Genomic DNA, 14,647 nt, shown 5'->3' with positions numbered 1-14,647 from the left:
TCGAACCCGACGTGTAAATCACATACGCAACATTCGACGACCGCAACGGCGCAACACGATCCGCATCCGCCACCACCGAACCATCGAACTCCGACACATCCACCGCGTCGATATCAACCACAGGCAAACCAGCGGGCAACACCAACTCACGCCCGGACCACGAAATCGCAGCCACCGGAGCAGCATCAGCCAACATGAACTCGACACGATCAGCCGGATACGACGGATCCACCGGCAAATACCCCGCACCGGACTTCACCACCGCCAACAACGCCACCACAAGATCCGCCGACCGCGGCAACGCCACCGCCACCAACGACTCCGGACCACAACCCTGAGCAATCAACCTGCGCGCCAAACGATTAGCCCGCACCGACAACTCACCATACGACAACGACTCGCCACCGAACCGCACCGCAACCCGATCACCAAACCGCGCAGCAGCATCATCGAACCACGCCGACAACGTCGAATCCACACCACTGTCGACACCCGTGTCGCTCCATGACAGAACGCGATCCAACTCACCGGCGGTCATAACATCCACGTCGCCAACGGCAGCGGCCGGATTCGCGACAACGCCACGGAGGACGGACACGAACCGATCAGCGAACTCGGCCGCTGTCGACGCGTCGAACAGATCCGTCGCGTAGGTCAGGGTGCCGGACATACCGGCGTCAGCGGCGTCTTCAAGTGTGAATTGCAGATCGAACTTGGCCAGTGCTGCGTCGAATTCCACAGCAGCGGCGGTGAGTCCGGGCAGTTCGAGAGCACTCTGTCCAAGGTTCTGGAACGTCAACGCCACCTGGAACAACGGATGACGAGCCTGCGAACGAACCGGATCGAGAACCTCCACCACACGCTCGAACGGAACATCCGCATGCGCGAACGCCTGCAAATCCACCTCACGCGCCGACGCCAACAACTCGGCAAACGACATCGACGGATCAACCTCGGTACGCAACACCAAGGTATTGACGAACATACCGATCACGTCATCGAGCTCGGCTTCACCACGACCCGCGATCGGGGCACCGATCGCAATGTCGGTCGTCGCGGACAGTCGTGCCAACAGCACCGCCAGAGCCGAGTGAACAACCATGAACGGAGTTGCGTTCGTTGCCTTGCCCAGTTCGTCCAGCTCGGACCACAGCTGCGGTTCGATGGTGAAACTGTGATTGGCGCCGCGCCCTGAAGCAATCTCGGGACGCGGACGATCACCAGGCAGATCCAACTGCTCCGGAAGATCAGCCAACGCATCCGACCAGAACGCAATCTGCTTCGCGATCATGGACTGCGGATCGTCCTCGGACCCGAGAACCTCACGCTGCCACAACGAATAGTCGGCATACTGCACCGGCAACGGCGTCCAGGTCGGAGCCTGGCCGTTGGTTCGGGCGTAGTAGGCGGTCATGACGTCGCGGGTCAACGGGCCCATCGAGAAGCCGTCGGTCGAGATGTGATGCATCACGAACGACAACACGAAGTCGTCATCAGCGACCTGAAAAAGCTTGGCGCGCAACGGAACCTCGACAGTGACATCGAAGCCCTGGGCGAAGAACGAATACAGCTCCGCCTGGATTCGGTCGTCTGTGACGCGTTCTGCGCCGAGATCGATCGAGACATCTTCTACCGAGCAGATCTTCTGGTAGCCGACGCCGTCGACCTCGGGGTAGACCGTGCGCAGAACCTCGTGACGGCCGATAACGTCGTGAACTGCCGAATTCAGGGCCACCAGATCGAGCGCACCCGTGAGCCGAACGGCAACAGGGACATTGTTGACAGCAGAATCGGTGTCGAATCGGTTGAGGAACCACATGCGCTGCTGCGCCAACGACAACGGCACCCGAACCGGACGCACCTGCGCAGTCAACGCCGCACGTGAACCGCCACCGACATGAGAACCCAAACGAGCAGCCAACGCCTCCACCGTCGACGCCTCGAACAACTCCCGCACCGACACCGAAGCATCCAACGCCTGACCCAACCGAGACGTCACCTGCGTCGCAATCAGCGAATTACCACCGAGCGCGAAGAAATCATCATCCAAACCAACACGCTCGACGCCCAGAACATCCGCAAACGTCTGCGCAACAACCTCTTCCACCACCGACGTCGGAGCACGGAACACCGCAACCTGCAACGACGGAACCGGCAACGCCCGACGATCCAACTTCCCGTTCACCGTCAACGGAATCGAATCCAACACCACAAACGCCGACGGCACCATGTACTCCGGCAACAACGAACCCACCGACACCCGAAGATCGTCGACCGAAACGCTCACACCCGCAGCCGGAACCACATACGCCACCAACCGCTGATCACCCGGAGAATCCTCACGAACAACCACCGCCGTCTGCGCCACCGACACATCCGCCAACACCGCAGACTCGATCTCACCGATCTCGATCCGGAAACCACGGATCTTCACCTGATCATCCGCGCGACCCAGATACTCCAAATCACCAGCACTGTTCCACGACGCGACGTCACCCGTGCGGTACAACACCTCGCCGGCATTGAACGGATTCGCCACAAACCGCGTCGACGTCAACCCCGCCTGACCCAGATAACCCCGAGCCAACTGAACACCAGAGACATACATCTCACCCGCGACACCAACAGGCACCGGAGCCAAACGCGTATCGAGCACGAACACCTGCAGACCCGAAATAGCCTGACCCACAACACTCGCCGACGCATCCGCCGCCAACGCAGCATCCAACACACGATGGCTCACATGCACCGTCGTCTCCGTGATGCCATACATGTTCACCAACGTCGGCGCGAAGTCACCGCGGCGGCCGTACCAATCCGACAAGCGACGCAGCTCGAGCGCCTCGCCGCCGAAAACAACCCACCGCAACGACAACTCAGCGGCCCGACCGGATTCCGACGCCAACCGATCAGCCTCGGCCAACTGATAGAACGCCGACGGCGTCTGATTGAGCACCGTCACCCGCTCAGCAGCAAGCAACTCCAAGAACTGCTCCGGCGACCGCGACGTCACATAATCCACAACCACCAACGTGCCGCCGTACAACAGCGGACCCCACAACTCCCACACCGAGAAGTCGAACGCATAACTGTGGAACATCGTCCACACATCGGATTCGTCGAACCCGTACACACCCTCGGTATTCGCAAACAACTTCGCCACCGTCGTGTGCGGAACCTGCACACCCTTCGGGCGACCCGTCGAACCCGACGTGTAAATCACATACGCAACATTCGACGACCGCAACGGCGCAACACGATCCGCATCCGCCACCACCGAACCATCGAACTCCGACACATCCACCGCGTCGATATCAACCACAGGCAAACCAGCGGGCAACACCAACTCACGCCCGGACCACGAAATCGCAGCCACCGGAGCAGCATCAGCCAACATGAACTCGACACGATCAGCCGGATACGACGGATCCACCGGCAAATACCCCGCACCGGACTTCACCACCGCCAACAACGCCACCACAAGATCCGCCGACCGCGGCAACGCCACCGCCACCAACGACTCCGGACCACAACCCTGAGCAATCAACCTGCGCGCCAAACGATTAGCCCGCACCGACAACTCACCATACGACAACGACTCGCCACCGAACCGCACCGCAACCCGATCACCAAACCGCGCAGCAGCATCATCGAACCACGCCGACAACGTCGAATCCACACCACGATCGATCTGGCCGGCACTGAAGCGGGACAGCAGGTTTCGTTCTCCATCGACCAAGATGTCAACGTCACCCACCGCTACGGTGGGATCAGCAGTCACCGCACGGAAGGTCCTTACCAGCCGATCACCGAATTCCACAACGGTCGACTCGTCGAACAGATCCGTCGCATACGTCAAAGAGGCGGACATTCCGGCGGGTGCGCCGGCCTCGTCGGTTCGTTCGGTCAGGGTCAACTGGAGGTCGAATTTCGCCAGCGCAAGATCGGCACTTTCGATCGACACTTCGAGGTCGCCCAGTTCGAGCGTTGTCTGTTCGTGGTTCTGGAACGTCAATGCCACCTGGAACAGCGGATGACGAGCCTGCGAACGAACCGGATCGAGAACCTCCACCACACGCTCGAACGGAACATCCGCATGCGCGAACGCCTGTAGATCCACTTCACGCGCCGACGCCAACAGATCCGTGAACGACATCGACGGATCAACCTCGGTACGCAACACCAAAGTGTTGACGAACATACCGATCAGATCGTCGAGCTGCGCCTCACCGCGACCCGCGATCGGTGTACCGATCGCGATGTCGGTCGTTGCGGACAAACGAGAAAGTACGACGGCGAGCGCTGCGTGAACAACCATGAATGGTGTCGAGTTACTGCTGTGCGCAATCGAATTGACAGCTTCGTGCAGGGTGGCGTCGATATCGAACTCGACCTCGGCTCCGCGCCCTGAAGCGACCTCGGGACGAGGACGATCGGCAGGCAGATCCAACTGCTCCGGAATATCAGCCAACGCATCCGACCAGAACGCAATCTGTTTCGCGATCACGGACCGCGGATCGTCCTCGGACCCGAGAACCTCACGCTGCCACAACGAGTAATCGGCGTACTGCACCGGCAACGGCGTCCAAGCCGGCACCGACGCTCGTGTACGTGCTTCGTAGGCAACCATCACGTCACGGGTCAACGGACCCATCGAGAAACCGTCGGTCGAGATGTGATGCACGACGAACACCAGAACGTATTCGCTGTCGCCGACTTTGAAGAGCTTGGCGCGCAACGGGACTTCGGACGTCACGTCGAAGCCGACTGTCGCCAGCTCGGCGACGCCCGCAGCCAGGCGATCTTCCGTGATCGACACGGGGCTGAGGTCGACGACAACGTCTTGGACGTCGAGGACGTCCTGATAGCCGACGCCGTCGACGTCTGGATACACAGTTCGCAGTGATTCGTGTCGGCCCACGACATCGATCACGGCGGCGTCAAGAGCTGCCACATCGAGGGCGCCCGAAATCCTGATCGCCGCCGGGACGTTGTTCACTGCCGACGCGGGTTCGAACCTGTTCAGGAACCACATGCGCTGCTGCGCCAACGAAAGTGGGATCCGAGCTGGCCGGGGCTGCTGCACCAGTGGGGCGGTGGCGCCCGAACCGGCGTGCAGCTCGAGCCGGACGGCGAGTGACTGCACGGTCGACGCTTCGAAGAGCGCACGAACCGGAACGCTTGTGTCGAGCGCCTCTCCCAGCCGAGCGGCGACACGGGTCGCGATCAACGAGTTGCCGCCGAGTTCGAAGAAATCGTCGTCGCGGCCAACCTGTGCGACTCCGAGAACTTCGGAGAACACCTGCGCGACAGTCTCTTCGACGGTCGTGATCGGCGCCTGGTACACCTTGGACTCGAACACGGGCGAGGGCAGAGCCTTGATGTCCGTCTTGCCCGCGGTGGTCAACGGAATCGAATCGAGTACCAGTACCGAGTCGGGGACCATGTAGCCGGTCAGGAACGTCGACACCGACTCGATGACCTGTGCGGGATCCACCTCGGCGCCGGCCTGCGGCACGACGTATGCAACGAGACGATCTCCGAAGTGATCGTCGGAACGAACGAGAGCAACAGCTTGCGCAACGCCCGCGCAACGGGTCAGCGCGGCCTCGATCTCGCCGAGTTCGATACGGAACCCACGGATCTTGACCTGGAAGTCACTGCGGCCCACGTACTCCACTGCGCCACCGTCGATCCACCGGACCACGTCACCCGTGCGGTACAACCGCTCTCCCGGCGCCCCGAACGGGTCTGCGACAAAACGACCCGCTGTCAATGCCGGCTGTCCCAGGTATCCACGAGCGACCTGAACACCCGACACGTACAACTCACCTGCGACACCAACCGGAACGGGCTGCAAGCGGCCGTCCAAGATCCGCGCGGCCATTCCCCGAATCGGGCCGCCGATGTTCATACGATCAAACGCGGTCAGCGTATCGCTGATGTTCGAGGCGACTGTCGACTCCGTCGGACCGTACGCATTGAAGAATCCACGCACACCGCCATCCGGAAGCGGCACCGCCCACTTGGCAACGAGAGACCGCGAACTGGCTTCGCCACCGACGACAACCACCCGCAACGCGTCGAGCCCGCTCGGATCCACTGATGCCAGCGCAGCGGGCGTCACGAACGCATGCGTCACGCCCTCCGAGCGCAAGATCTCGGCCAATTCCGCGCCGCCGTACACCGTCGTCGGCGCAATCACCATCGTCGATGCTGCTCCGAATGCCATCAGCAACTCGAGAACAGAAGCATCGAAACTCGGCGAGGCGAAATGCAGCGTCCGAGCATCCGCGGTCAGCGCATAGCGCTCGACCTGCTCGGCGCAGAAGTTCGCCACACCCGCATTGGTGACCACAACGCCCTTGGGCAGACCCGTGGTGCCAGAGGTGTAGATGACGTAAGCAGGCTGCCGCTCGTCGATCGCACTGCGTCGATCCGAATCACTTACCGGCGCGCAAGATTCTGCCGCGCACGCCGCCATTGTCTTCTCGTCGTCGAGAACAACCCACGTCAACGCCGACGGCAATCCTGCCTCGACGTCACTGAGCGCAAGACCCAGCACCGCACCGGAATCGGAGATCATGTGGGCGATACGGTCAACCGGATACGTCGGGTCGACGGGCACGAATGCAGCACCCGTTTTCACCACTGCCCACAGAGCGAGAACCGAATCGGCCGAACGCGGAATCGCGATCGCGACCCGATCCTCCGGCCCGACGCCCTTCTCAATCAGAACACGAGCGAGTCGCGACGACCGCTCGTCGAGTTCGCGGTAGCTGATCGACTGACCGTCGAAGCGAATCGCATCCGCCGACGGATCCAAAGCGGCCGCCGCTGTGAGGATCTCGACCAGGGTTCCCGAGACCGACTGACCTCCATGAACATCGGCCAGCACACCCCGCTCGGCCGCGTCGAGAATATCGATGTCACCAACGACAATCGAAGGAACCGACACGACAGTCTCGAGGATACGAACCAGACGCCGAGCAAACCCCTCGACCGTCGAAACGTCGAACAGATCTGCAGCAAACGTGAATTCGGCCGAGAGCCCTTGCTGGATCCCGTCTTCGCCGATCGACTCTGTTACTGCGAGTTCGAGGTCGAACTTGGCAGTGGTCGTGTCGATTTCGGCGGCCTTGATCGCCAGTCCCGGCAGTTCCAATGCCGTTTGCGCGAGATTCTGCAAGGACAGCACAACCTGGAAGAGCGGATGTCTGGCCTGCGACCGGGCGGGAGCCAAGACGTCCACCAACCGCTCGAAGGGCACGTCCGAGTGAGCGAACGCTCCGAGCGCAGAATCACTCGCCGCAGCCAGCAGATCCGTGAATGCCTGGGCCTGGTCGACCTCGGTGCGCAGAACAAGCGTGTTGACGAACATACCGACGAGATCGTCGAGCGCCTCGTCCCCGCGACCGGCAACGGGAGTGCCCACGGCGATGTCCGAGGTCCCGCTCAGTCGGGCCATCAGAACGGCAAGCGCCGAGTGCAACGCCATGAAGAGCGTCGCGTTGTTCTCCCGTGCCAGCGCGTCCAATCGACGGTGCACATCCCCGGAGATCTCGAACGCGAATCGCTCGCCGCGCATCGACGCCACATCAGGCCGAGACCGGTCCGACGGAAGCTCGATCACATCCGGTAGGTCTGCCAGAGTCTCGGTCCAGTACGAGATCTGCTGCGAGATCAGTGATTCCGAGTCCTCTTCCGACCCCAGAACCTCACGCTGCCACAACGAATAGTCGGCGTACTGCACAGTCAACGGCTGCCACGCCGGCGCGATCCCGTCCTTGCGTGCCGAGTAGGCAATCATGACATCGCGAGCCAGGGGCGCCATCGACCAACCGTCAGCGGCGATGTGATGAACCACGATCGCAAGGGTGTGCTCGGTGTCGCTGACCGTCAACAGGCGGACACGGATCGGCACGTCGACGGTGACGTCGATCGCTGAGGATCCGATTGCAGCGACTCGACTTTCGAGCTCGTCCTGATCCGAAACCGACTCCACGGTCAGCCCGCCGAACGCCTCCGAGAGCGACAGAATCGACTGCTTCGGTCCGGAAGCCCCGTCCGGATATACCGTTCGGAGCACCTCATGCCGGGCCAGTACGTCCTCCAGCGCCATTTCCATCGCGGCAGTATCGAGATGACCAGTCAGGTGCAGAGCAAAAGTGATGTTGTAAGCAGCTGAGTCGGTGTCGAAGCGGTTCAGGAACCACATGCGCTGCTGCGCCAGCGACAACGGAATTTCCGCGGGACGCACCTGTGCGACGAGCGCCTTCTGCCCGCCGCTACCTACGTGCGACTCGATGTGTGCGGCGAGCGCCTCGACGGTGGAAACGTCGAATAGCGTTCGCACCGGCACCGTAGTGTCGAGCGCCCGCCCCAATCGGGAGGTGACCTGAGTGGCCACCAGGGAGTTGCCACCGAGTTCAAAGAAGTCGTCGTCGAGGCCGACTCGTTCCACTCCGAGAACATCCGCAATCACCTGCGCGACAATCTCTTCCACCGGCGTGGTGGGTGCACGAAACTCGCGGACCTCGAAAACAGGCTCCGGCAAAGCCCGGCGATCCAATTTGCCCACCGGGGTCAACGGAACCTCAGCGAGTTCCATGATGACGGACGGAACCATGTAGCTCGGCAGAGCCTCCGCCACGAACGAGGCGAGCACGTCCCGATCGAAACTCGACCCGTCAGCCAGTTCGACGTAGGAAACGAGGGTTGTGACACCCGCCGCGCCTTCGCTTCCGACCGTCACCGCGAAGCGCACAGACTCGTGCGAGGACAGAACTGCGTCGATCTCACCGAGTTCGATACGGAATCCGCGAACCTTGACCTGGAAGTCACTGCGGCCGACGTATTCGAGAACCCCCGCGTCACCGCGCGCGTCTCCGCCGGTCCAGCGCACGACATCGCCGGTCCGGTACATTCGCTCGCCATCCGGCGAATACGGGTTGGCGACAAACCGTTCCGCAGAAAGGCCTCGCCGCTCATGGTAGCCGCGAGCCAATGCAGCGCCCGCAAAGTAGAGCTCTCCCCTGGTACCGACTGGAACAGGATGCAGACGCTCGTCGAGTACCAGTGCCGACATGCCCTCGACGGGACGCCCGATGTCGATCGATCGGCCGATCGCGAGATCGCCGAACGACGAGATGATAGTGGTCTCGGTCGGACCATACCCATTGAAGTAGGCGCGCCCTGGGGCCCATTTCGCCAGCAACTCGGGAGTGGTCACGTCACCGCCGACGGAGACGACTCGCAATTCAGGCAGCTCTGCCGGCTCCATGGTCCCGAGTACTGCGGGAGTGATGATCGCGTGTGTGACCTTCTCGGAATGAAGAAGATCCGACAACTCGTGTCCACCGATAATTGTCGACGGAACGATCACCAAAGTTGCACCCGCGGAGAAGGCGACCATCCATTCGAGTACCGACGGGTCGAAGCTCGGTGAACAGATATGGAGGAAGCGCGAGGACTGTTCTACCCCGTAGCGACGCTGTGCTGCGTCTCTGACGCCACGGAGTCCACCGTGAGTGACGCTGACACCCTTCGGTTTTCCCGTGGAACCGGATGTGTAAATGACATATGCAACGTGAGAACTGTGAATCGGAGCAATTCGGTCCTCGTCCGTGACCGGCGCTGAAGATTGCGCCGACAGTTCTCCGTTCAGCGCCTGGCCGTCAAGGACCAACCATTCTGTGACCGCAGGAAGCTGATCTACGAACTGTCCCGACGTGAGTCCGATCGCGGCCGAAGAATCGGCCAGCATGTGCCGGACACGATCTTCCGGATAACTCGGGTCGACTGGGACGTATGCCGCCCCTGACTTCGCCACCGCCCATACTGCACAGACCATCTCGTACGAGCGAGGAAAGGCGAGAGCAACAATGGTCTCGGGGCCGGCGCCACGTCCGATCAGAACCCGAGCGAGCTTCGACGACTGCTCATCGAGCTCTCGATAGGTGATCGATCGACCCTCGAAGCGCACAGCAACCGAATCCGCCTCAGCCGTGCCGGACAGGAAGATGTCGACGAGACTCTGCCGGGGCATCGTGTCATCCGCGGCTACGACCGTCAGATCGGTGCGCTCGGAGCGTGAGAGCAGGTCGATATCGCCGACGATCGTTTCAGGTCGGGTAGCCACGGCATCGAGGATGCGCACGAACCGAGTAGCGAAAGTGTTCACCGTGGCCGGATCGAACAGGTCCGTGGCATAGGTGAAGGTGGCGCTCAAGACGTCCGAGTCTTCGCTGCCTTCAGGATTCTCGGACACCATGAGCTCGAGATCGAATTTGGCGACCGGGACTTCCAATTCAGCTGCAACTGCTTTGACACCTGAGAATTCCAGTTCGCGTCGTCCACTGATCTCCGCAGTGAGCGCAACCTGGAACAGCGGGTGACGAGCCTGCGAACGCGCCGGACTCAGGACTTCGACCAACCGCTCGAACGGCACATCGGCATGCCCGTAGGCAGACAAGCCCGATTCCCTTACCCGAGCGAGCAACTCTTCGAATCGTTCGTTCGGATCGACCTCGGTGCGAAGCACCAGGGTGTTCACGAACATGCCGATCACGTCGTTGAGCGCTTGATCGCCTCGCCCGCCGATCGGGGCACCGATCGCGATGTCGGAGGTACCACTGAGCCGGCTCAACAGCGTTGCATATGCCGCCTGCAACACCATGAACAGCGAGACGCTCCTCGAGCGCGCCAACTCGTTCAACTTGCGCGTCGTGCGTTCGCTGATCTGAAAATGGTGCTTGGCACCGTGATTGGACGCGATGGCAGGACGAGGTCGGTCGGTCGGCAGATCCAACTGATCCGGCAGATCGGCAAGTGCCCGGCGCCAGAAGTTGATCTGGCGAGACGACTCCGAGCGCGGGTCTTCGTCGGATCCCAGTGCTTCGCGCTGCCACAGGGCGTAGTCGGCGTACTGAATCGGCAGCGGCGTCCACGCCGGCGCAGACTTCTCACTTCGCGCCGAGTAGGCGACGAGAAGGTCACGTGCGAGCGGACGGAACGACAGTCCGTCTGCAGCGATGTGATGGAGAACCATCACCAGGACGTAGTCCGTCGGAGACACCTCGAAGAGGGCAACCCGTACCGGGATTTCGAGCGTCACGTCGAAGCCGCGAGACGCCACGTCGAACAGCGCCGCGTCGAGATGCGAATTCCGAATCTTGACCGGATTCAACTCCACCGCGGCCCGGTCGACCGGCAGAACCAGCTGTTGCGCGGTTCCGTCGAGATCAGGGTAGATCGTCCGCAAGGACTCGTGTCGCTCGAGAAGATCCATCACCGCGGCATGCAGGGCGGACGGGTCCACCGAACCGGTGAGCCGGACCGTGAACGGAAGATTGTAGGCGGGCGTCGACGGATCGAGACGGTTGATGAACCACATGCGCTGCTGCGCAAGCGAGAGCGGGACGACCTCGGGACGAGGCTTGGCGATCAGCGGGGTGAGCTGCCTGGCGTTGCCCGCCACCGACTCGGCGCGGGCCGCCAGGGTGGCGACCGTGGTGGATTCGAAGAGCTCTCGAACGCCGAGTTGCACTCCCAATGCCGAACCCACTCGCGTCACTAATTGTGTTGCAACCAGAGAGTTTCCACCGAGCTCGAAGAAGTCGTCATCGATACCGACGCGCTCGACACCGAGAACGTCGGCAAACACGTCCGCCACGATGCGTTCGATTTCGGTGCGGGGCTCGCGGTACTGCTTCGCACTCGCGAACACCGGCTCGGGCAACCCGGCACGATCCAATTTGCCACTCGTGTTGAGCGGCAACGCATCGAGCACCATCAACGCGGCCGGAACCATGTACGACGGGAGGCTTCGGCCGGCGAACTCACTGAGCACCGCAGCATCGATGTTTCGGCCTGGACCCGGCACGACGTAGCCGACCAATTGATCACCGGTCGGGGTGACGGTCACCAAAACGACAGCCTGCGAAACGTCGGGGTGCGCCAGAAGGACGGTCTCGATCTCGCCGAGTTCGATGCGCTGCCCGCGGAACTTCACCTGGAAGTCTGTACGCCCGATGTAGTCGAGATTTCCGTCCTCACGGCGACGAACGAGGTCGCCGGTCCGGTACATACGCTCACCGGCCGTGCCGTACGGATTGGCTACGAACCGATCCGAGCTCAGGTCCGGTCGACCAACGTATCCGCGCGCGAGTTGAACGCCGGCGAGATAGAGCTCACCCGGCTGCCCGATGGGGGTCGGGCGAAGTTGCCCGTCCAGTACGTGCGCCTGAGTGTTCCACTGCGGCATACCGATCGGCACGGAAGTAGTATCCGTGGCCACGGCCTCGTAGTACGTGACCGATACCGCGGCTTCGGTCGGACCGTACAGGTTGTGCAGTCCGGCTCCACAGAGTTCGCGGAAGGCGGAAGACGTCTCGGGCGGGAGCGCCTCGCCGATGACAAACACGTGGCGCAACGAATCACAAGATCCGGCAGGTGCATTCGCAGTGAACAGCGTGAGCATGGATGGCACGAAGTCGGTGATCGTGACGCCGAGCTCCGCGATCTTGTTCGCCACGTAGATCGGGTCTCGATGACCGTCCGGAGTCGCGACGACGAGCGTGGCGCCGACCTGCAACGGCATGAAAAATCCCCACAGCGACACGTCGAATGTCGTAGCGGTCTTCTGCAGGTAGATGTCCGACGCCGAAAGCCCGTACTCGGCGTTCATCCACTGAAGCTGATTGTTGATCGCCGCGTGAGTGACCGCGACACCCTTGGGTCGACCGGTCGAACCCGAGGTGTAGATCACGTACGCAGTGTTCGAGAAATGCAAGGGAGACAGGCGATCCGCGTTGACGATCGGCCTGCTGTCGAGCTGCCCATAGTCCAGTGTGTCGATCTCGATGACCCGTGTGCCCGAGGGCAGATCCACGTCGTCCCGCGCAGTGGTCACAACACACGTGGGCTGCGCCGACTCGAGAATGTAGGCGGTGCGGTCGGCTGGGTGGTCGGGATCCACCGGTACCCAGGCTCCGCCGGCCTTGGCAATCGCGTACAGACCGACCATCAAGTCCAAAGACCTGCGGATCGACAGTCCTACAAGCGATTCGGGCCCAACACCCATGGCGATGAGTTGACGAGCCAAACCATTTGCGCGAGAGTCGAATTCGGCGTACGTGAGGCTGGCGCCTTCGAAAATGACAGCGGTGGCATCGGGAGTTCTCTCGACCTGACGCTCGAATGCTTCGGTGATGGTCTGCGAGGCAACGTGGAAGCCGGTGCGGTTCCACAAGGCAACCTTGTTTCGCTCCTCGTCGGTTGCGACAGGAAGATCCCAGACCTTGCGGCTCGTTTCGGCCGAGACGAACTTCTCGAGAAACTCTACGAACCGCGAGTGATTTCGCTGGGCGTCCGCGGGCGCGTACAGATTGGGATTCGACTCGAAGTCGATGTGTGTGCGGGTATCGCCGACGCTCTGATACAGGTTGACACCGAGGTCTTCGATCAAACCCGTGGACAAGATGTGAAGTTCGCCGACGAGGGGCCCGAACGCCAACTCGGTGGAAAACATCATGATGTTGATCCAGGGGCCGAAGAATCCGCCCCGGCCCGGCCCGTCCCCGCCGCGAACCATGTCCTCGTGTCGGTATCGCTGGTGGCGCAGTGCGCCGGACATTTCGTTCCTGACATCGTCCAGAAGCTCCTGGACGGTGGTGTCCGCGGTGACGGTCAGGCGCAGCGGCACGACGTTGGAGACCATGCCTCCGGATCGACGCAGCACGGCTGTTGTTCGACCGGAAACGGGCAGACTCAGCGACACGTCCTCTCGTCCGGTCATCTGAGCGAGGTACGCCGCAAACGCCGCGACGACAGTGCCGGCAACAGTGGTCTTCTCGATGCGCTCGAGGAACCGCCCGAGCAGAGCCTCGACGTGGTTGGACAGCGCTGCACTGTCGATCCGACTGACTGGAGCCGGCGCGGCACTTCGACCCGCGAGGCTCGAGATCTCGTCGAGATTCTCGATCTTGTCTGCCCAGTACTTGCGATCGGTTTCGAAACGACTCGACTGGCGGTACTTGTTGTCCACCTCGTAGACGTTCCGGAGATCGGAGGCCTCACTCGGCTCCGGATCCCGGCCCTCCACGCGCGCCGAGTACAGCTCCGCCACACGAGTGACGAACGTCGACGCACCGAAACCGTCGAGAATTGTGTGGTGGACCCGTGTGTACCAGTAGTAGCGATTCTCGCCGAGCCGCAGGATCGTGGCAGAGATCAAGCGGTCCGTGAGCATGTCGATCGGCCGGCTGCGATCTGCTCGCATCCACCGCATGGCAGCGTCGTGCGAGTCGTCTTCACTACGAAGGTCGACGTAACCGACCGAATCATCGAGTGCGGGGTCGATGATCTGGTAAGGCTGGGCGTCGATCTCGAAGATCCGGACGAAGGCCGACCCGATTTCGCGACCGGCGTCTGCGCAGGCCTGCCGAAGGGCGTCAAGTTCCAGAGCACCACGGAGTTCGACGTACTGAGCGATGTTGACCGGAACGGCGGGATCGAGGTGTTGCGCGAACCACATACCGAGCTGGGCCGCGGAAAGCGGGAATGCGTCGGATCGCTGAACGTCTTCCGGCGAGCTGCCGACCTCCGGCTTGCCGCTCCCCAGTTCTCCGTTACCCAGCGAATTCAC

Annotated in this window: 1 protein-coding gene (cut by a window edge); it reads right to left on the bottom strand. The window is 61.9% G+C overall.

Annotated elements, in window-relative coordinates:
* A protein-coding gene (locus tag ACBG85_RS09175; RefSeq protein WP_372027125.1) for a non-ribosomal peptide synthase/polyketide synthase crosses the window boundary here: on the bottom strand, positions 1–14,647 show its 5' portion. Its footprint begins 14,099 nt before the window's first position; only the first 14,647 of its 28,746 coding nucleotides appear in the window; the start codon lies at positions 14,645–14,647; the stop codon falls past the left edge of the window.

This window comes from Rhodococcus sp. NyZ502 (genome assembly GCF_041464245.1).
GTDB lineage: Bacteria > Actinomycetota > Actinomycetes > Mycobacteriales > Mycobacteriaceae > Rhodococcus_F > Rhodococcus_F qingshengii.
The sequence above is the reverse complement of the archived record's forward strand: the minus strand, read 5'-3'. Positions and strand labels throughout refer to the sequence as shown.